The following is a 21,204-nucleotide window of genomic DNA, read 5'->3' on the forward strand; positions in this document are numbered from 1 at the left end:
CGATGCCAAGGATAGGCGGTGAAACCGATCTAAACCCAACCAAACGGGGAAACCAATGATGAAACGAGCTGGACTGTTGTTGCTGGGACTGCTGGCCGCGGTGCCAGCCTGGGCAGCCGACCTGACGGTGTCGGCGGCGTCGAGCCTGACCGAGAGCTTCCGCGAGCTGGGCGCGGCCTACGAGAAGGCGCACCCGGGAACCAAGGTCGATTTCAACTTCGCCGCCTCCGGCGTGCTGCTGCAGCAGATCAGCCGTGGCGCGCCGGTGGACGTATTCGCATCGGCCGACGAAACCACGATGGACCAGGCCCAGCAGCAGGATCTGCTGGCGGCGGGCACCCGCGAGGTGTTCGCGGTGAACGCGTTGTGGGTGGTGGTGCCGCCGCAGGCGAAGGCCGCGCCGCGTACCTTGAAGGACCTGGCCGGTGCCGGTGTGCAGCGCATCGCACTGGGCAACCCGGACAGCGTGCCGGTCGGGCGCTATGCCAAGGGCGCGCTGGAAGCGGCGGGCCTGTGGCCGTCGGTACAGGGCAAGGCCATCACCACGCAGAATGTGCGCCAGTCGCTGGACTACGTGGCGCGCGGCGAAGTGGATGCCGGCTTCGTCTATGCCACCGATGCACAGGCGATGCCCGACCGGGTACGCCGTGCCTTCGCGGTGCCGGTGGCGGGGCGCATTGCCTATCCGCTGGCCGTGACCAAGGCCAGCGCGCAGCCGGCCGAAGCCCAGCGCTTCACCGCGTTCGTGCGTTCGGCACAGGGCCAGGCGATCCTGGCCAGGCACGGGTTCGGCAAGCCCTGAGGCATGGATCTGGACTGGAGTGCCCTGTGGCTGTCGCTGAAGGTGGCCGGTTGGGCCACGGCGATCAACCTGGTGCTGGGCGTGGCACTGGGTGCGTTGTTGGCGCGGCGGCGCTTCCCGGGGCGTGAGCTTCTGGATTCGCTGCTGACCCTGCCGATGGTGCTGCCACCGACGGTGCTGGGCTACTACCTGCTGGTACTGATCGGTCGCAACGGCCTGATCGGCGCGTGGCTGCAATCGTGGTTCGGCATCAACCTGGTGTTCACCTGGCAGGCGGCGGTGATTGCTGCGGCGGTGGCTTCGCTGCCGCTGGTGTTCAAGCCTGCGCGCGCGGCGTTCGAGGAGGTCGACGGGCAGCTGGAGCAGGCCGCACGCACGCTCGGTGTGTCCGAGGCGGCGGTGTTCTTCCGCATCACACTGCCGCTGGCCTGGCGCGGCATCCTCGCCGGGCTGCTGCTGGCGTTTGCACGCGCGATGGGTGAGTTTGGCGCGACATTGATGGTGGCCGGCAGCATTCCCGGCCGCACGCAGACGCTGTCGATCGCCATCTACGAGGCGGTGCAGGCCGGCCAGGATGGCAAGGCCAATGCGTTGGTGATCCTGACCTCGGTGGTCTGCATCGTGATCCTGTTGCTGGCCGCGCGGCTGGTGGGCGGACGCCGCCGGGAGCTGCGTGATGTGGCTTGACCTGCAGGTGCAGCGCCGCCTGCAGGCGGCCGGCCAGGATTTCGTGTTGGACGTATCGCTGCAGTGCACGCAGCGCCAGGTGGTGCTGTTCGGACCCTCGGGCGCCGGCAAGAGCCTGACCCTGAAGGCGGTGGCCGGACTGCTGCGGCCGGGGCAGGGCCATGTACGGCTGCAGGGGCAGGCCCTGTTCGATGCGGCCACCGGCGTGGATCTGCCGCCGCAGCGCCGCCGGTTGGGCTATGTCTTCCAAGATTACGCGTTGTTCCCGCATCTGAGCGTGCGCCAGAACGTGGCGTTCGGTCTGGAGAAGGGCTGGTTGAATCCGCGGGTCGGCCAGCGCTTCGATGCGGTGGAGCAGTGGTTGCACGCATTCCGCATCGACACGGTGGGCGATCTGCTGCCCTCGCAGGTCTCCGGTGGCCAACGCCAGCGTACTGCCCTGGCACGCGCCCTGGTGACGCAGCCGCAGGCGCTGCTGCTGGATGAACCGTTCTCCGCGCTGGACCATGATCTTCGCCAGCACCTGCGCCAGGAGCTGGAGGCCGTGCTGGACGGGGCCGGTATTCCACTGCTGCTGATCAGCCATGATCCCAACGACATTGAGATATTTGGGGACCAGATCGCCTGCATCGAAAATGGGCGACTGACCTCTCCTCCCGGCTCGCGTCAGAGGCCGACCCGTCAGCCCCGCCTTCTACCATCCTTAGTCAGCTCCCCAACAAGCCCAGGTCTTGAGGGGAAGAGCAACCATCAGTCGGTCGGAGACTCAGAGAGCCCAAAGCCACGATACATCTGCCCGCGAGCCGCGCAAATGGGAGACGACCCTGGTGCATAGGCATCTCTATGCCGGTAGGCGAGCGGTAGGGCCTGGACCTTCTTGCAAGGCGGATCGACTCGCCCGTGCTTGGCCGCGCTGCGTGGCTCCGGCCGAGGCGGGGACAACGCGCACCCAGCGCTTCCCATATGGCCGAATTGGCGTAATGATCCGCTCGAAGGGAGCGAGACTTCTCCAGCCTCCCGTGGCGGCCGACCGCCGAGGGGCTTGGAGGGGCACGGAGGCCATTGGCGCTCTGGGCAATATGGCGAGGAGCCTCCGGTCCGTTTGGCCACCAAGAGGTCGATACGAGGCTTATAGGGCAAGAATTCCGGATTGGCATATGACTGAGGTCGACAGCATTGAACGTCTCAGACTGGCCTTTGGTGCACAACGTCCTACGTCGTGAGAGGGGGTGTTTTGTTCGATATGTCACCCGTCGTCTAGCGGTCGAAAGATCGAAATGAACTCGACCACGAATCGACGGAACTAGCCAAGCTTCAATTGTACTGAGGGAAACATGACGCCAAAGAGCGCCAACCAATCTTCCGAAGAGCGCGCAAACGGCGATCTTGCATGGCCGGACCTTGCGCGCTCATCGATACTGATCGTTGACGACGAACCTGGCATGCGTAGCTTCTTGGTTCGTGCCTTGCGACCGCGATGCAAAGCTGTGGAAGCTGCAGCTGACACCATTGAAGCGGAGCAGCATCTGACGGAGCGCCACTTTGACATCGTGATTGTGGACAACGTGTTGCCAGGGAAGAGTGGCATCGCGTGGCTGGAGGACCAGCGCAGGGGAGGGGTCTTGGCCGACTTCATTCTGATTACTGCGTACGCAGACTTGGATTCCGCTATCGGCGCTATCCGCGCGGGAGCGGCTGATTTTCTTCTCAAGCCTTTCAGAACCAATCAGTTGCTGGCCGCTATATCGCGCTGCCTGGAACGCGGTCGCCTACGGCGGGAGAATGCCATTCTCCGTCACGAGCTACATGGCTCCGGTGCACCAGCTGCGCTTCGAGACAGGCTCACAGGTAGCTCGCGTGCGATTCAGGCCACCAAGGATCTGATCGCGAAGGTCGCACCACTGCCCAGTAGCGTGCTGTTCACTGGAGAATCCGGCTCTGGAAAGGAGGTTGCCGCAAGATCGCTGCACGCGTTGTCCGCACGGGCATCTCATCCTTTCATTCCAATAAATTGTGCAGCTGTTCCCAGCGAGTTGATTGACGTTGAACTGTTCGGGAGTCTCAAAGGAACGTTCAGTGGAGCGAACTCGTCTCGCCAAGGGCTGGTCGCCTATGCAGAAGGCGGAACATTGCTGTTTGACGAAGTCGCTGATCTTCCCTTGGCTCTCCAAGGAAAGCTGCTAAGGATGCTTGAAGATAGACGGATACGACCAGTTGGCGCAGATCGGGAGATTCCGATCGATGTCAGATTCATCTTCTCAACCAACAGGAATTTGGTTGCGGAAGTGAAGAATGGAACATTCCGGTCGGATCTCTACTATCGCATCAACGTTCTCGAGGTGTCGCTTCCTCGCCTTCATGACCGCGGCGCTGATGTGTTGGAGCTGGCGGCGGGCTTCATGCGTGAGCTGGGGCTGCAGCTTGGCCTTCAACCGATTCCGATCGACGAAAGGACCCGGGCATATCTTCAGAGCTACTCGTGGCCCGGGAACGTCCGCGAGCTTCACAACTACGTTGAGCGTAGCCTGATACTCGGACACTTTCCGACTCAGCTTGAGCGGTTGGAGTCACTCTCTGACCCACGAAGCCGGCTGCTCTCGGAGGTCGAGCGCAGGCACATCCTTGCAGTGCTTCGTGAGACTGGCGGAGATCGCGAAAGAGCGGCCACGATCTTGGGCATATCGCGAAAGACGATTGATCGTAAGTGCTCCAGTTGGAATGTATCAGCCTAGGAATCTGCAATGAACCGAGCGCGCTCAGTTCGCTTCCGCCTGCTTCTAATCGCGATCCTTCCAATGTTTGTGATCCTGCCGGCTATCGTCGGCGGACTCATCTACCAATGGGATTTGCGCTTCGACCGACTGCTCGCCTCGAAGGTCGGCGGGGACCTGAAAGTTGCGGGACAGTACATGAACCAGCTGCTCGTCAACGACCGCGCGACGCTGGCTGCGATTGCTGATTCGCAGAGCTTCCATGGCGTCATTAGCCAGGGGGTCAACAAGAATGCAGAGCTTGGCAGCCTACTAGCGTCGAAAGCCCAAGGTGGTTCACTAGACTTCATCGCACTGTTGGATTCAAACGGTCGCTTGTTGGCTAGTAGCGAGCCGGCCTCGCCAGCTGAGCTTGACTTGGACTGGTCAGTCATCGAAAAGGCCCTGAAGGGGGCGTCCAGCGTGGAGGTGGGGGTGGTAAGTCGGGACGATCTGATGGAGATCTCCCCAAAGCTCGCCGCACGGGCCGAGGTCATTCGTCCGCATAACGCAAGGAATCCTGTCGATTCGGCCCAGAGTGAGAAGCGGGGCCTAATGATTCAAGCTGCAACGCCGGTTGCACTGCCAAACAATCAGGTCGGCGTCTTGATTGCGGGTACTCTGCTGAACCACAACACCGAATTCATCAAGCAGATCACTGATCTTGTCTACCGCGATAAGGCCCTGCGTACTGGCGCAACAGGGATAGCCTCCATCTTCCTTGGTGATACCCGCATCAGCACCAACGCGTTGTTGGCGGGAGGGAACCCAGCGTCGGGGACACGGGTGTCTTCTGAAGTGGCCGAGGCCGTGCTGGGCCAGGGAAAGACCTGGCAGGCGAGAGCCTACGTAGTCAATGATTGGTACATTGCCGGCTATATGCCCATTCTCAATGGCCGGGGCGTACCCATTGGTATGCTCTTCGTGGGCTTTCTGGAGGAGCCATTCACCACCGCCCGTCGAAATTCCATCGGAGCGATCGTGTTCGGTTGCCTGCTTGTTGCAGCCATCACCGTACCCCTTTTTCTGTACATCGCTCGCGGCGTGTTCAAGCCACTTGAGCGGATGGATCAGGCAATTGGACGGGTCAAGGCGGGTGACCGCAGTGCTCGCTCCGGAGCAGGGGCATCCAATGATGAAATCGGACGTGTCGCTTCGCACTTGGACCAGCTGCTCTGTCAGCTGGAAGAGAAGGAACGACAGCTGGTCGCCTGGAACGAGGAGCTCAATTCCAGGGTAGAGGAGCGAACTGCTGGTCTCGCACTAGCCAATAGACGGTTAGAAGAGACGACCCAGCACCTGATTGTCACTGAGAAGCTGGCAACAATTGGCGAGATCGCAGCAGGAATAGCGCACGAGATCAACAATCCGCTTGCCGTCATGCAGGGGAACCTCGAGCTTCTGCGTGACTCGATCAGGGAGCCCGAGGGCCAGCGGTTTGGAGAAGAGATTGACCTCATTGAGGATCAGATTGGGCGTATCAGCACCATTGTTTCCAAGTTGCTGCAGTTCTCCAAGCCCAGTGAGTACTCCGGTCATAGTGAGCTGCTAGAGCCCGCCACGCTGATGTTGGAGACGCTGCCCCTGATTCAACACCTCATCAAGCGCCATCCCGTGAAGATAGAGGAGAACTTCCTGTCCACACGGCTCGTAACGGGCAATCGGGGCGAGCTGCAGCAAATTCTTGTGAACCTCATGATCAATGCAATCTATGTGATGCAGAAGGGCGGAACGCTGGGATTGGCGACGTTGGACGTTGACGACGTTCATGGTCACCCTGGCGTCGCTTTGCGAGTCTCAGATACTGGAAGCGGCATTCCTCAGGATATTCTGGTCCGAATTTTTGAGCCATTCTTTACGACCAAACATCGTCAAGGTACCGGGCTGGGTCTTTCCATCAGTCAGATGCTTGCCAACCGCTACGGTGGCAGCCTGTCTGTGGAGAGAACCGGCCTGACAGGGACGGTCATTGAACTATGGATGCCCGAGGCTGCCGACGATGAACTGCATTAGACCTGCTGTAGCAGTGTCATGCGAACGGCGTGATGTCATTCGCATTTCGAACTCAAGTGGAAGGAATTTGTTGCCTGGGCGTATCGACGCCAGCAGTCGATCAATGAATCAGAGGTTGGCATGACACACCGTCTCCCAGATGTTGAAACGAGAATGCGAAGGCAGCCGACGTTGTGGGACGTTGCGTTTGCCGTCAGGGGTACCATCCTGCCCAGGATCGCATTGCATCTACTACTGATTAGCATTGTGACCGCAGGAGCGGTGCTCGCATCAACGGAGCATCCAGGAATCTTTGCTCGCTTCAGTGCCGTTCCGTTCACGCTCATTGGTATCGCACTTTCCGTATTCATGAGCTTTCGAAACAACGCTTGCTACTCCAGATGGTGGGAGGCGAGGCACCTTTGGGGTGACCTGGTCATAGCGTGTCGCTCGATAGCCAGGCAGACGTCCCTGCTGGATCCAAACAGCCGAGCACAGATCCTGCGAGGCCTGTGTGGCTTCAGTGCGGGCCTCTATTCTCGACTGCGCCGAGCCGACGAAGCCCATGCGATCGCACCTTGGTGGGATATTGGCAAGGCATCACAAGGCCCGAATCCGACGGACGCTGTGCTCCAGGGCATTGGCTTGAAGCTTGCCCATCTGGCTCATGAGGGAAGGATCGACTCGATTCAGTACTCGGTGCTGGACAAGCAGCTTGCCAACTTGGCTCGTATCCAAGGTGGGTGCGAGAGGATACTCAATACTCCGATTCCATTCTCGTATTCGCTGCTGCTTCACCGGACTGCGATCGTATTCTGCACAACGCTTCCTTTTGCGCTGGCAGGAACATTGGGGTGGTGGACCTTTCTACCGGTGCTCATTGTGGCGTACACGTTTTTTGGTCTCGATGCGCTGGGCCGTCAGCTGGAGGAGCCATTCAGTTCCGCGCCGAACGCGCTCCCGATCTACTCAATGCAGAGGACGATCGAGACAGAGCTAATGTCTACGCTGGCCCTGACTGTGGTCGATCAGGAGTCGGTACAGCAGCCAGTGCAGCAGCCACGTAGGGAGGAGTGAGGTGTGAGCGGAGGAAGGTCGGTGCACTTGTGAGGCCGCTCCGGCATTTTCCAGCAGGCAAGCTCATGCCCTAGCGTCAGTCAGCCATGGATTACGAGGCTCACCTGGAAAGAACTTGCCCAAAGGTAGCATTCGTGTCGCTCATCCGATTCTGTCCGCACGTATGCGGCGGAATATTCTAGACGGCTTTAACTTCCATAACGATCAAAAATTGAGCCAGCAGGAGCAAGAGTGATGTCAACAGATATGTTCGTGATGCATTCGGATCATACGCCGGCGGGGGATCAGCCCGAGGCGATTGCCAGGCTGATTGCTGGCATCGAGGAGGGAGCAACACATCAGACCTTGAAGGGAATTACAGGGTCAGGGAAGACCTTCACGATGGCCAATGTGATCCATCGGCTGAAGCGACCCACGCTCATTCTTGCGCCAAACAAGACGTTGACTGCTCAGCTCTACGGGGAGATGAAGGCGCTGTTCCCCGAGAACGCCGTGGAGTATTTCGTTTCCTACTACGACTTCTTCCAGCCAGAGGTCTATATCCCAGGTAGCGATCGTTACATCCAGAAAGACTCAGCCATCAATGATCACCTTGAGAGGCTTCGACTATCGACTACGAAGTCTCTGATTGAGCGTAGAGACGTGATTGTTGTCGCTTCGGTGTCCTCAATCTATGGACTGGGAGACCCACAGAGCTACCGGGATCTGCAGGTTGAGCTTGCGCTTGGAATCGAGCTGGATCAGAGGGACTTCCTGCGTCGGCTTGCATCGCTTCAGTACGACAGGACTGAGCGGACCCTGAAGCGTGGCACGTTCCGTGTGTCTGGCGATGTGGTCGATATTTTTCCCGCCGACTCTGAGTACAAGGCAATTAGAGTAGAGCTCACGGACGAGGGGAGAGTGCAGTCGCTCATCTGGATTGATGCGGTTACAGGGAAGAAGCTTGGCGATGAGACGCGCTACCTCGTTTCTCCAAAGACACTCTTCGCAAGCCCCAAAACAGAAATCAATGAGGCTACGAAGGCCATCCTCAAGGATTTGGAGGCCAGGGTGGCGGAGCTCAACGCATCTGGTCGAATCGTTGAGGCAAATAGGCTTTACGAGAAGATCACGAACGACGTGGAGATGATGAGGGAGCTGGGATATTGCTCTGGCATGGAGAACTACTCCAGTTACCTGAACTCAAAGCCGTCAGGAGCTAGGCCGACGACGCTCATGGACTACCTCCCGAAGGATGGCCTGCTATTTGTTGACGAGTCGCACGTCATGGTTCCCCAGATCGCGGCAATGTTCAGGAGCGATCAGAGCAGGAAGGAGACTCTAATCGAGTACGGGTTCCGTCTACCTTCGGCAATGAACAACAGACCGCTTAGCTTCTCTGAGTTTGAAGCCATCAAGCCCCAGACGATCTTCGTTTCGGCTACGCCTGGCGCCTATGAGATTGGGAGATCCAAGGGAAGATTGATTGACCAGCTCATCAGGCCCACTGGCTTGCTCGATCCGCTGGTAGAGGTGAGGCCTAGGGAGGGCTACAGGTGCGATCTTCTGTCAGAGATCGCCCGTTGTGTACGAGAGGGCGACAGGGTCTTGGTGACCACGCTGACAAAGGTGTCTGCTGAGGAGCTGTGCGAGTTCCTCGAGGATCAAGGGGTGCGTGCGAAGTACATGCACTCGGATATCAAGGCAGAGGATCGAGTTGAGATCATCAATGGGCTGAGGGCCGGCGAGTTCGATGTGCTAGTGGGTATCAGCCTGCTGAGAGAGGGGCTCGATATTCCCGAGGCCTCTCTGGTCGCTATCGTTGATGCGGACCAGGCGGGCTTCCTTCGGTCGAGCCAGGCCCTCATTCAGATGATTGGACGAGCTGCAAGAAACTCGCGCGGTAAGGCGATCATGTATGCCGATACGATCACCAGTGCGATGCGGCAGGCCATTTCTGAGACTGATGACAGGCGACAGCATCAGATCGCGTTCAATGAGGAGTTCGGCATCACCCCGTCAACGTCTCGCGGAATGTTGGGATCAACAGAGGCTCGCCCTGACCGGTCGCATGCCCATTCAGCGGAGTTCTGCGCCAGCCTAAAAGATCTCTGTGATCGAATTACATCAAAGGAGCGACAGCTTCTGGATCTCTCTGATGCCGGGGACGAGGAGGAGATCGAGTTCGTCAGGCTGGAGCTAGACAAGCTATACCGCCAATTCATCTACATGTAACCACTCTCCCGAGTGGTGGGGCGTGGCTCCTGCAGGAGCCCGCCTTTTCTGGTGTGCGGGTGGGGCGAGAGGGGCCTTTCACTGGCCTCTGGCGGCTGCTCGAAATCAGGCGCAGACTCAGTTGACGGAGTTAAAGACCCTCCCAGATTGCTAGCTTGCATACTATCGGGGAGTATAGTATCGTTCCCTCATGTGATACGGACAGGTGCGCAATGCCTCACAGCCCTCGGGAGAAAAAGCAGGCCCTTACCCGCGTACGTCGGATCAGCGGACAGGTGGCTGCATTGGAGCAGGCTCTGGAGAGCGGGGCGGAATGTGCTGCAGTACTTCAGCAGCTTGCTGCTGTGCGCGGGGCGGTCAATGGTTTGATGGCGACGGTTCTGGAGAGCTATCTGCGTGAAGAGTTCCCGCATAGCGACACCCACACCGACTCTCAAAGGAAGTCGATTGACGAGACCATCTCTATTGTCCGCTCCTATCTCCGTTAGTCAGTTCGCGACATTGCTTGATGGCGCTAGTACTAAGTAGAGGAGGCAATCTATGGGTGTCCGAACTACTTCATTTCCAAGTAGAACCCGCCATTCCTAACCCCTTCGTGGGTTAGGGCGTCACGACTAGGACGTTGAGGCCTTTCCAGGAGGCTCCAAGGCATGCTGGATGATGTCAGTCGAGTTGTGCCTGTCTGTATTTCTTGGGGCGGGCAATCTCTGTCGGCATCGTTGCCTTCCGCATCTGACTGAGTCATGGCAGGCCCTTTGAAGTGAGCTTCCAGCCTCGTTGCGACTCCCATGTGGTCCGCGCCTGGCTTGGAAGGTGGGAGAGCAAGGGCCTGCGATCTATGCGGTGCCGTCCTCCCAGCTTGTTGTGGTTCCCACTACCGCCCTACACCAGAGCCGGTTCCACCACGCGACCTTTCGCTGAGCTATCGCACAAGCAAGTGATAGACCTCCCGTGAGCGGTGTTTAGAAGATCATCCATTCTTGAGGCTATGTATGAATGACCCATCCGGCCTGAGCCAAGCTGCAGGCACGCCAGCAGAAGGCTACGTATATGGGATGCCGGCGCACGCGGACCGCCGCGCCGCCGTTGAGGAAGTCCATGCGCGACCGCACCTGCTCACCCAGTCTCCGCGAAGCCTTCTCCAGCTCTCCTTCATGACAGAAGGGGACATGAGTCGAGATCGTGCCGCGATCGACGATCTTTCAGGTCGTATGGGGGCTGCAGTCGAGGATCACACCACACCTCATCACGCGCTTACGTGGAATGAGGGCGATCTGCACTGCGAGAAGCACACTGAGTTCTCTTCCTACCTCTGGAGCGCACCACTGAGCTCAGAAACAGGTGAGCCTTGTGGGGACAACCCGTTTAGACAGGGATTCAAGCCGCCAGGACCCGTGATCTCGGCTGTTAGCGTCAGGCTTTTGCCTTGGACCGCGGTGGCGGAGAAGGAAATAGATTGCTTTGATCCCGTCAGCCGCTGCTATTCGCTGGTTGAGAACGGTGCCGCGGCCATTGTGACCGACTTCCGGCAAGACGAGGAAGGGCTAACCCACATGCTCATCCTTGATCGCGGCCTGACTCCGGCGCGGGCAGGGGCGCTGGCACAACGACTGCTCGAGGTCGAGACATACCGAACGCTTGCCCTGCTAGCGCTACCGCTGACTCGCTCCATGACGTCGAATCTTCGTCGCATGGAGGCGCGTCTGGCTGCAATTACTGAAGAGATGCGCAGGGCCTCCGGTGGACGTCGTGACAGTGACGTACTCCTCTCGGATTTGACCAGCTTGGCTGCAGAGTTGGAGGCGGACGCCGCGGCAAATCTCTATAGGTTTGGTGCAAGTCGGGCTTACTACGAAATTGTTGAAGAGCGACTGGATGCGTTGGCGGAGGATCAAGTTGCCGGCTATAGCACCTGGGCGGACTTCTTGTATCGAAGGATTGCACCGGCCATGCGAACTTGCCAGTCAGTGAAGGAGCGACAGGGGAAGCTCTCAGACAAGTTGACGCGCTCAATCTCGCTCCTTCGGTCGTGGATTGATGTTGAGCTCGAGCGGCAGAACCGCGACCTACTGGCGTCCATGAATGAACGGGCGAAGGTTCAGCTGCGCCTGCAGCAGACGGTGGAAGGTTTGTCGGTGGCCGCCATCTCGTACTACGTCGTGAGTCTTCTCGCATACCTGCTCAAGGGTTTGCCTGGGACGCATGACATCGCAGCAACCGTCACTGCGATCTTGGTTCCCGCTGTATTGCTGCTGATTTGGTGGATTGTCCGAAGGATTAGGCATGCACACGGTGACTCGGCAGTCGAGGACAAGGCCTAAAGCCTCGCTTAAGGCCACATTCGATTCGCGATAGATGGCCTATCAAATTCAATTCAGAGGAAAGAACAATGGAACGCATTGAGCGTCACGCAAGCTTCGGTGGATGGCAGGACGTCTACCAGCATGAATCATCCAGCCTTGGTTGCACCATGAAGTTTGGAGTCTATCTCCCTCCGCAGGCGTCCAGCGGCCCGGTACCTGTTCTCTACTGGCTCTCTGGCCTGACGTGCACAGAGCAGAACTTCATCACCAAGTCTGCAGTGCAGCAGCTCGCTGCTGAGCATGGCATTGCCATCGTTGCTCCGGATACAAGTCCGCGCGGAGAGTCCGTCGCGGATGATCCAGCTTACGATCTCGGCCAAGGCGCGGGGTTCTACGTCAATGCCACCGAGGCACCGTGGTCTGACCACTACCGCATGTATGACTACGTTGTAAGTGAGCTGCCTGCTCTCGTTGAGAAGAACTTCCCTGTTAGCCAGGCTCGCTCAATTAGCGGCCATTCAATGGGCGGCCACGGTGCCTTGGTCATCGCTTTGCGAAACCCAGGTCGCTATCGCAGCGTATCCGCCTTCTCTCCGATAGTGGCGCCCACCCAGGTTCCTTGGGGCCAGAAGGCGTTTTCGGCCTACCTGGGGGGAGATCAGGAGCAGTGGCGGCAGTATGACGCCGTGGAGCTGATTGCAGATGCAAAGGAGCGCCTGCCCCTACTGGTGGATCAAGGGCTCAGTGATGACTTCTTGCAGAATCAGCTTCGCCCTGAACTGCTTCGAGATGCATGCGCCAAGGCGAATCATCCGCTTTCGCTGAACCTTCGCGATGGTTACGACCATAGCTACTACTTCATCTCCAGCTTCATTGCCGATCACCTCAAGCACCACGCATCGGCACTGAGCACCTAATTAGGGAGTGCTGCCGTGATCAAGACCTCCAGAAATCGTCATCAAGTTGTGATCGTTGGGGCGGGCTTCGGCGGACTGGAGGCCGCCACGCACCTTGAAGGAGTGGATGTCGATGTAACAATCATTGACCGGCGGAACTATCACTTGTTCCAGCCGCTGCTCTACCAGGTAGCTGGTGCGTCACTGTCACCGTCGGAGATTGCATGGCCGATCCGCTATCTGTTCCGTGACCGCCCGGAGGTGAGGACCCTCATGGCGGAGGTCGAGGGTGTGGATAAAGCTGCCCGCCAAGTGATCCTTCAGGACGGCACTCGATACCCTTACGACACCCTTGTGCTCGCTACGGGAGCGACACATGCCTACTTTGGGCATGACGAATGGTCGAAGTACGCTCCAGGCCTGAAGAGCCTGGAGGACGCAACAACCATTCGAGGCAGGATCCTGAGCGCGTTCGAGCAAGCGGAGCTCTGCAATGATCCCGAGGTTCGAGAAGCCCTTCAAACCTTTGTGATCATTGGTGGTGGGCCTACAGGTGTCGAGCTTGCCGGAACCATCGCGGAGCTGGCGCGAGGCACGCTGCAGGATGACTTTCGGTCAGTTGATCCCAGCAAAACCCGGGTATTTCTCATTGAAGCGGGTCCGCGGCTGCTTCCTGTCTTTCCTGAAAAGCTCTCCGAGTACACGAGGCGCGCCCTCGAGAAGCTTGGGGTATCCGTTTTGTTGGGGGCACCTGTCACAGAGTGCGCCTCTGATGGGGTGATGCTCAATGGCAGGAAGCTGGCGGCATCCACAATCGTCTGGGCAGCCGGAGTTCAGGCGTCTCCAGCCGCACGTTGGCTCGACACCGAATCAGATCGGGCGGGGCGCGCAATCGTCGGCCCTGATCTAACGGTGCCTGGTTCCCCCAACATCTTCGTGATTGGGGACACTGCTTCATCAGCCACTGCGAACGGAAAGACCGTTCCTGGAATCGCGCCGGCGGCCAAGCAACAAGGCAAGTACGTCGCGGGCCAGATTGAAGGGCTGATAACAGGGGCGCGGAGGACCGCTGCATTCAAGTACCGGCACCAGGGCAACCTCGCCACGATTGGACGCAGCCTTGCAGTAATCGATATGGGGAAGCTAAAGCTGAGCGGAGGAATCGCATGGTGGATCTGGAAGCTCGCTCACATCTACTTCCTTATCGGAGTGCGAAATCGCCTGAGCGTCGCAATGAGCTGGGTATGGAATCACAGCGTTGGATACAGAGGAGCTCGCATCATCCTCCGTGATAAAGCAAGCAATGCCACAAGCGGCTCATTGGATGGGAAGCTGAAATAGGGGCCAAGAAGCTCCGAATGCATACTCGCAACTGACTTCCCGAAGGAGAACACCTTGGCAGATCTATTCACAGCGAAACCAAGGGCACCCCTGGCCGAACTGCTACGACCGAAGTCTCTCGACGAGTTTGTTGGGCAGCAGCACCTGCTGGGGCCGGGGAAGCCTTTGCGTCTTGCCTTTGAAGCAAGAAGTCTGCACTCCTTCATCATGTGGGGGCCCCCGGGCGTCGGTAAGACCACCCTGGGGCGCCTCGCAGCGATGGTGACTGACAGTCACTTCATTGCGATCTCCGCCGTACTCGCCGGGGTAAAGGACATCAGGCAGGCCATTGATGATGCGCGGGCCGAACTCGACGTACGCGGTCGCTCCACGGTGCTTTTCGTCGACGAAATTCACCGGTTCAACAAGGCCCAGCAGGATGCGCTGCTACCTCACGTTGAATCAGGGCTACTCACGCTGGTGGGCGGCACCACAGAGCATCCAGGACTGGCCGTTAACTCGGCGCTGCTTTCGCGCGCGCAGGTGTACACACTTGAGCCTCTGTCTGACGCAGATCTTGAGAAGCTCTACGAACGCGCCAGACCTCACTTGCGAGGCGTTGACCTCTCCGATCCCGCATTGCAGCTGCTGAAGGGCTTCGCTGATGGTGATGGCCGCAGATTCCTGAATCTTCTCGAGCAGGTCTCAACTGCGGCCTCTGAGAAGCGGGTGGAAGAGGTGGATCTTGAGTTTGCCAAGCGCTCCACCAGCCCGTCACTGCGTCGATTCGATAAGGGTGGGGACGAGTTCTATTGGCAGCTCTCCGCGTTTCACAAATCACTGCGTGGCTCTGATCCCGACGCCTCCCTCTACTGGCTAGCGCGCATTCTGGATGGGGGCGGGGACGTGAGCCAGGTCACACGTCGAATGATTGTTATGGCAAGCGAAGATATCGGAAATGCTGATCCGGGCGCTCTGCACTTGGCCATCCACGCTGCGCAGGCGTATGAGCGACTTGGCTCTCCTGAAGGTGAAATTGTCTTGGCCCAGGCTGCGACCTATCTGGCGCTCTCCCCCAAGTCGAATGCGTCCTATGCGGCTTGGGATCTAGCAAGGGCCTTCGTCAAGGAGCACGGATCATTACCAGTTCCCATGCATCTTCGGAATGCTCCAGCGAAGCTTATGAGGCAGATGGGGTATCGACAAGCATATCGCTACGCGCATCATGAGCCAGACGGCTACGCAGCTGGACAGACGTACCTGCCGGAGGGTGTGGAGAGGCCGAACTGGTATCGGCCCACTGATCGGGGAGCTGAGCGCGCCTTGGCTGAGAGACAGGCATGGCAGCGAGCCTTGGATGAAGAGGCATCGCAAACCGAAGCCGATCCCTCTTCGGGCCAGTGATCCAGCTGAACTTAACGTCTACAACCTACAGAGACATGCACATGCCAAACGCCACATTCGGTGAAGCTTCCTGCAGTGTCGCAGCAAGCGGCCTTGTAGAGGTGCGCGGTGCGCGTGAGAACAACCTTAGAGACGTTGATGTCTCAATTCCTCGCAACGCACTGGTCGTCTTTTCCGGTGTATCCGGTTCCGGGAAGTCATCTCTTGCATTCGGGACAATCTATGCGGAAGCTCAAAGGAGGTACTTTGAGTCCGTTGCTCCCTATGCTCGACGCCTAATCGATCAAGCAGGCGTCCCTGATGTTGACTCCATCGATGGACTCCCGCCAGCGGTAGCACTGCAGCAGCAGCGTGGTGCCAGCAATGCGCGATCTTCGGTGGGTAGCGTCACCACGCTATCCAGCCTCATTCGTATGATGTATTCCCGCGCGGGAGCATATCCGGCTGATCAGCCTATGCTCTATGCCGAGGACTTCTCACCCAATACTCCCCAGGGCGCATGCGCGACCTGCCATGGCCTTGGCCATGTGTACGAGGTGACAGAGGCCCTCATGGTGCCGGATCCAAAGCTGAGCATCCGTGAGCGTGCCATTGCTTCGTGGCCACCTGCATGGCACGGGCAGAACCTTCGCGACATTCTGGTGACGCTGGGCTACGACATTGATAGACCTTGGAAGGACCTTCCCAAGAAGGACCGCGATTGGATTCTGTTTACCGAGGAGTCGCCCACTGTGCCGGTCTATGCTGGGTTCACGCCAGCGGAGACGCGTGCGGCCCTGAAGCGTAAGACTGAGCCAAGCTACATGGGAACCTTCACTGGCGCCCGTAGGTATGTCCTGCACACGTTTGCTAACACGCAAAGTGCCCTGATGAGGCGCCGCGTATCGCGATACATGGAGGGAAAGCTTTGTCCCACCTGCCATGGCAAGCGCCTTAAGGCAGAGTCGCTGTCAGTGACATTTGCGGGTGTGGACATTGGTCAATTCATGCAGATGCCTCTTGACCAACTGGCGTCCCTGCTCGAGCCCATTTCTCGAGGAGACTTCAGTGCTCATGCTGGCGGGGGGAAGGCGAACAAGGAGGCCACCCGTCGTGATCGCGCCGATAGGGCGGCCAGTGGGCGGGCGGTCCACGCGGTGTCTCCTGACGTCCGCCGCACCTCAGCGCTGTCGGAGGAGAAGCGCCTGGCCGCGCAGCGCCTCGCTAGTGGAGTGATGAGCCGAATCAGTCAGTTGCGTGGCCTTGGGCTTGGTTATCTAACTTTGGATCGCGCTACGCCGACATTGTCCGCTGGCGAGTTGCAGCGATTGAGACTCGCCACGCAGTTGAGCTCGCTGCTCTTTGGCGTGGTGTACGTGTTGGACGAGCCGTCGGCAGGCCTTCATCCCTCCGACAGCCAGGCTCTCTATGACGCCTTGGACCGCCTCCGCGACGGTGGTAATTCCGTATTTGTTGTGGAGCACGATCTGGAGCTGATGCGCCGTGCCCAGTGGTTGGTGGATGTTGGGCCTGAGGCGGGAGAGCGGGGCGGCAAAGTGCTCTACAGTGGAGAGCCGGATGGTCTTCGTGACATCGACGAGTCACGTACCGCGTTGTACCTCTTTGACAAGGTCCCGCCCCCTAGTGGCCAAGAGCGTCAAGCGAGTGGTTGGCTGGAACTTCAGGGCATCCAGCGTCACAACCTGAAGCGCATTGATGCAAAGATACCTTTGGGCATCCTCACCGCGGTGACCGGGATTTCGGGATCGGGCAAGTCCAGCCTCGTCGCCCAGGCGTTGCCGGAGCTGATGATGCTTCAACTTGGGCACGAGCCTGAGGACGACGCGGTGGAAACGGGGGCAGCAGACGGGCCAACCGTCATCGAGACGACAGGGGGACACCTCGGCGGAGATGTCGATGCTATTCAGCGTCTCGTCCAGGTTGATCAGAAGCCAATCGGACGGACGCCGCGATCGAATCTCGCGACTTACACCGGCCTTTTCGATCATGTTCGAAAGCTTTTTGCCGCAACACCAGATGCGCGGCGTCGACGTTACGACGCAGGTCGATTCTCCTTCAACGTGGCCAAGGGACGTTGTGAGACGTGCGAAGGGGAGGGATTCGTGAGCGTCGAGCTGCTGTTTATGCCTAGCGTCTATGCACCGTGCCCAACGTGCCACGGTGCGCGATACAACGAGGCTACGCTGAAGGTGCTTTGGAACGGTAAGAACATTGCAGACGTTCTGCGGATGACTGTGGAGGATGCACGTGAATTCTTTGGCGATGAGGACGCGATCGCTCGCCCACTTCAGTTGCTGAAGGAGATCGGCCTTGGATACCTTCGACTGGGCCAGCCGGCTACCGAGCTATCGGGTGGTGAAGCGCAGCGAATCAAGCTGGCCACAGAGCTTCAACGGAGCCAGCGCGGGCGGACACTGTATGTCCTGGATGAACCTACTACGGGCCTCCATGCCTCGGACGCGGATAGGCTGCTTGTGCAGCTCCAGCGGCTCGTTGATTCCGGCAATACGGTGGTCATGATCGAGCACGACATGCGTGCCGTTGCTCAGGCGGATTGGGTAATCGACGTGGGTCCAGGTGCCGGTGACGCGGGCGGGCAGATCGTGGCGGCAGGAACTCCAAAACAGGTCGCTCGCGTGAAGAGAAGCCGTACCGCCCCCTTCTTGGCTGAGGAACTCGCCCGCGCGGGTTGACCCGACGCTCTTCTGGCCACCATGAGCGTCCCTGGCGCTCATGGTGGCCAGATCCCGTATCAGAGAGCGGCCAAGCGACTCGGCGTTAGCGCTTCCCTGCTTTGGATGGCGTTAGGGCCGAGGTGGGGGAGGGCGTCATCTGCATAAGGCTCGGTAGTGCTCCGACGGCGGAATGGAGTGCATCGAAAACTACTCTGACGCGAGGTGAGACTGGGCCGCGTTGTGGCCGATAGACGTACAAGCCCCACGGGGCAGGATCGAATTCTTCCATCACACGCTGCAGAACACCTGACTGAATGAGTGGGGCAGCCATGTAATCAGCAAGTTGGGCAAACCCCAAGCCCGCAATGACCCCTGCCATCTCCATGTCGGCATTGTCTGCAATGAAGGCCGGTGCTGTCGGCGCCACCTGTACGCCTCCAGCCAGGTACCAGGGCCAGGGCCTGCCTGTATTGATGTCCACCGACGCAACCAGTGGAAACCGCGAGAGCTCGCTAGTCTCCGCTGGTGCTCCGATTCTCTCTACAAGTGCGGGGGAGCCAACGATGTGCAGTCGCATCTCTCCTGCCTTCTTCGCAATGAATCTGCTATCACGCATGAAGCCGACGCGGATTCCGACATCGATCCCTTCATCGACAGCGTCTGCAACCCGATCGCTTAAGCGAACGTCCAAGACAATTCCCGGGTGACTTTGGGTCACTGTATCCAAGGCGGCAAGAACTGCCCTGGAGCCCATGCTGTGAGGGGCACTAATTCGGACTGTGCCCACAATCTGTGAGGCCGTCGCCTTGGTTCGCGGGCGCCACAGCTTGTCTAAGCCCTCAAGCGCCGGCCGCAGCTGATGTAAGAGATCCTCCCCAAAGGCCGTGATGCGAACCTGGCGTGTGCTTCGGTGGAACAACAGCTCCCCGTAATGACTTTCAAGGGCCTGTATCGCTCGGGTGATGGCCTGAGGAGAGCTTCCCAGTCGAACAGCGGCCTCACGAAAGCTCGGCGCCTCAGCCGCGGCCCTAAACGTCTTTAGAAGATCCAGCTCGCTGTTCATCTCAAGGCCCCCGTGGTCGTTGGGCTCATATTATTCCATTTTAGGGAATTATGAAATCCTATCAATTCCATATACAACAATTCTCCAGGTCTCCAGAATTCCTCCACACCCTCACCTGACCGGAGAACCTGATGAGCAAGTTCAACTACATCGAAGAGTACTACCAGGCATTCAACCGCGGTGATCGCGACGCGATGCTCTCGATGCTCACTGATGACGTTGTGCACGATCTAAATCAGGGGAATCGCGAAGTAGGGATCGACGCATTCCGCGCGTTCCTGAGCCGCATGGATTCCTGCTACAGCGAGCAGCTTCACGACATCGTGGTGATGTACAGCAGCGATGGTGCGCGTGCCGGCGCGGAGTACGTGGTGCACGGACTCTACCACCACACGGACGAAGGTCTCCCTGCAGCGGCAGGGCAGATCTATGTTCTTCCCGGTGGCGCGTTCTTTGACATCCGTGATGGAAAGATTGCGCGCGTTACCAACTACTACAACCTGGAGGACTGGATTTCCCAGGTCCACAAGGCGCCCTGAAATGGCTACCAACGTGCGAGTAGAGGTACTGGTCGGCACCGAAATCGAGGACTGGCTCGATCGCGTCGCTCAGCTGCGGATCGAGATATTCAGTAGCTATCCCTACCTGTACGAAGGAGACATGGACTATGAGCGTCACTACCTCCGCAACTATGCGACGTCTGACGGGGGCATCGTTGTCCTGGCCAGGGATGGAAGGGACGTTGTAGGTGCATCGACTGGCCTTCCTTTGTTGAGCGCCGATGCCGCTTTCATTCGTCCCTTCCAGGAGCACGGTCCCCGGCCAGAAGAAGTCTTCTACTGCGGGGAGTCCGTACTGAGGCCGGAGTACAGAGGAGCTGGCTTGGGCCACGTCTTCTTTGATCGAAGAGAGGAGCAAGCCCGACGAAAGGGCTTCAAGTGGTCTTCTTTCGCGTCGGTGGTTCGGTCGGAGACTGATCCGCTTAGGCCACCTGGATATCGAAGCAATGAAGGCTTCTGGACTCGCCGTGGGTATGCACAACAGAGCGCGATGAAGGTCGCTCTTCCCTGGCGGCAGCATGGGGCCACGCACGAAACCGAGCAGACACTTTCACTTTGGCTCCGTTCCTTGGAGGACGTTACATGAAGATTGCAGCAGCTAAGTACGTGATCGGTCGTCCGAAGACCTTTGCCGAGTTCGCTGCGCGCCAGCGCCGAATTCTGAATGACGCAAGGGAACAAGGAGTTGAGCTTGCAGTACTTCCGGAATACCTGTCGCTGGAACTGGGTTCGACTCTTCCAGAAGCTCTTCAGCTTAGCCTGAGGTCCACCCTGGAGTCGCTCCAGATCTATCAGAGCGCATGGTGTGAGCTCTATAGCACCTTGGCTGTCGAACTGGGAATGACCATCCAGGCAGGAACGTTCCTCACCGCAACATCCCATGGGATGTATCGCAACCGTGCCTGGTGGTTCACAGCTGATGGTCGCAGCGGATGGCAGGACAAGCTTCAGCTTACTGGCTTCGAGAAGCAGGCAGTTGTCATCGAGCCTGGCGATCGCATCGCGGCGTTTGAGCAGGACGGAAAGCGTGTCGGGATTGCGGTTTGCTATGACAGCGAATTTCCGCTTCCTGTTCGCCTCCAGCAGGAGGCAGGGGTGCGCTTGCTGTTGGTGCCAAGTTGCACCGACACCGACGCCGGTGCCACCCGTGTCGATGTTGGGTGCCGAGCGCGAGCGCTTGAGAATCGGATGTTCGTGGCAAAGGCGGTCACCGCCGGCGTCGCCGACTGGAGTGAAGCGCTTGATGTCAACACCGGTGAAGCAATGATCCTCTCACCGATGGACCATGGCTTCCCCAGTGACGGCGTGCTCGCAGCGACCTCCGACGATCAGGAGTGGGCGATTGCTGACATTGACTTCGCAGCGCTCGAAGCAAGCCGTGCACGAGCGCAGGTAGCCGTCGACAAGGATTGGGATGGTCAGCTCCGCTTCCATTCCGTTGAGGTCCTGAACTAACCAACG

The 21,204-nt window shown here is 58.8% G+C and carries 16 protein-coding genes and 1 pseudogene; 16 read left to right on the forward strand and 1 reads right to left on the reverse strand.

The genetic code is table 11. From position 1 onward, the window contains the following. Positions 1-58: 58 nt before the first annotated feature. The 13 genes and pseudogenes from modA to ACZLIB_RS11170 all read left to right on the forward strand — a co-directional run bounded on the left by modA (position 59) and on the right by ACZLIB_RS11170 (position 18,138). Positions 59-802, forward strand: a complete 744-nt coding sequence (gene modA, locus ACZLIB_RS11110; protein ID WP_164171432.1) for a molybdate ABC transporter substrate-binding protein — start codon at positions 59-61, stop codon at positions 800-802. A gap of 3 nt (positions 803-805) precedes the next feature. After that, positions 806-1,489 (forward strand): molybdate ABC transporter permease subunit, encoded by a 684-nt coding sequence (gene modB, locus ACZLIB_RS11115; RefSeq protein ID WP_164171431.1) that lies wholly within the window; start codon positions 806-808, stop codon positions 1,487-1,489. Continuing rightward, a pseudogene (locus ACZLIB_RS11120) lies at positions 1,479-2,135 on the forward strand (ATP-binding cassette domain-containing protein); the annotation flags it as partial. The gene modB and the pseudogene ACZLIB_RS11120, both read left to right, overlap by 11 nt. Before the next feature lie 688 nt (positions 2,136-2,823). Then, on the forward strand, positions 2,824-4,221 hold the full coding sequence (locus ACZLIB_RS11125) for a sigma-54-dependent transcriptional regulator (protein ID WP_164171429.1): 1,398 nt from the start codon (positions 2,824-2,826) through the stop codon (positions 4,219-4,221). Positions 4,222-4,230: 9 nt separating this feature from the next. Next, entirely contained in the window at positions 4,231-6,252 is a 2,022-nt protein-coding gene (locus tag ACZLIB_RS11130; RefSeq protein ID WP_164171428.1) for a cache domain-containing protein, read from the forward strand. A gap of 120 nt (positions 6,253-6,372) precedes the next feature. Further along, positions 6,373-7,308, forward strand: coding sequence for a bestrophin family protein (locus ACZLIB_RS11135; RefSeq protein WP_239518979.1), 936 nt, complete (start codon positions 6,373-6,375; stop codon positions 7,306-7,308). Positions 7,309-7,542: 234 nt separating this feature from the next. Further along, positions 7,543-9,522, forward strand: coding sequence for an excinuclease ABC subunit UvrB (gene uvrB / locus ACZLIB_RS11140; RefSeq protein WP_197598266.1), 1,980 nt, complete (start codon positions 7,543-7,545; stop codon positions 9,520-9,522). 212 nt (positions 9,523-9,734) lie between these two features. Beyond that, positions 9,735-10,010 (forward strand): formaldehyde-responsive transcriptional repressor FrmR, encoded by a 276-nt coding sequence (gene frmR, locus ACZLIB_RS11145; RefSeq protein ID WP_017354484.1) that lies wholly within the window; start codon positions 9,735-9,737, stop codon positions 10,008-10,010. A gap of 504 nt (positions 10,011-10,514) precedes the next feature. Next, positions 10,515-11,843 (forward strand): DUF3422 family protein, encoded by a 1,329-nt coding sequence (locus tag ACZLIB_RS11150; protein WP_164171426.1) that lies wholly within the window; start codon positions 10,515-10,517, stop codon positions 11,841-11,843. Between the two features lie 68 nt (positions 11,844-11,911). Further along, complete coding sequence (gene fghA, locus ACZLIB_RS11155) at positions 11,912-12,742, forward strand: S-formylglutathione hydrolase (protein ID WP_005413342.1); 831 nt, start codon at positions 11,912-11,914, stop codon at positions 12,740-12,742. A 15-nt stretch (positions 12,743-12,757) separates the two neighbouring features. Next, positions 12,758-14,062: an NAD(P)/FAD-dependent oxidoreductase gene (locus ACZLIB_RS11160; protein WP_164171424.1), complete on the forward strand. Its 1,305-nt coding sequence runs from the start codon at positions 12,758-12,760 to the stop codon at positions 14,060-14,062. Between the two features lie 54 nt (positions 14,063-14,116). Then, entirely contained in the window at positions 14,117-15,445 is a 1,329-nt protein-coding gene (locus tag ACZLIB_RS11165; protein ID WP_005413341.1) for a replication-associated recombination protein A, read from the forward strand. Positions 15,446-15,486: 41 nt separating this feature from the next. After that, positions 15,487-18,138, forward strand: coding sequence for an excinuclease ABC subunit UvrA (locus ACZLIB_RS11170; protein ID WP_032967168.1), 2,652 nt, complete (start codon positions 15,487-15,489; stop codon positions 18,136-18,138). Positions 18,139-18,223: 85 nt separating this feature from the next. On the opposite strand, the gene ACZLIB_RS11175 is transcribed toward ACZLIB_RS11170, so the two are convergent. Beyond that, on the reverse strand, positions 18,224-19,183 hold the full coding sequence (locus ACZLIB_RS11175) for a LysR family transcriptional regulator (protein ID WP_032966742.1): 960 nt from the start codon (positions 19,181-19,183) through the stop codon (positions 18,224-18,226). A 131-nt stretch (positions 19,184-19,314) separates the two neighbouring features. On the opposite strand from ACZLIB_RS11175, the gene ACZLIB_RS11180 reads away from it, so the two are divergent. From ACZLIB_RS11180 to ACZLIB_RS11190, 3 genes are read left to right on the forward strand one after another with little or no spacing between them, the layout of a single operon-like run. Continuing rightward, on the forward strand, positions 19,315-19,722 hold the full coding sequence (locus ACZLIB_RS11180; RefSeq protein ID WP_005413338.1) for a ketosteroid isomerase-related protein: 408 nt from the start codon (positions 19,315-19,317) through the stop codon (positions 19,720-19,722). A gap of 1 nt (position 19,723) precedes the next feature. Then, complete coding sequence (locus ACZLIB_RS11185; protein WP_017354477.1) at positions 19,724-20,329, forward strand: GNAT family N-acetyltransferase; 606 nt, start codon at positions 19,724-19,726, stop codon at positions 20,327-20,329. Further along, entirely contained in the window at positions 20,326-21,198 is an 873-nt protein-coding gene (locus ACZLIB_RS11190) for a carbon-nitrogen hydrolase family protein (RefSeq protein ID WP_017354476.1), read from the forward strand. The genes ACZLIB_RS11185 and ACZLIB_RS11190 overlap by 4 nt, the downstream gene beginning before the upstream one ends. Positions 21,199-21,204 lie beyond the last annotated feature (6 nt).

The sequence above is a fragment of the Stenotrophomonas sp. 220_Sma genome (assembly GCF_056487375.1).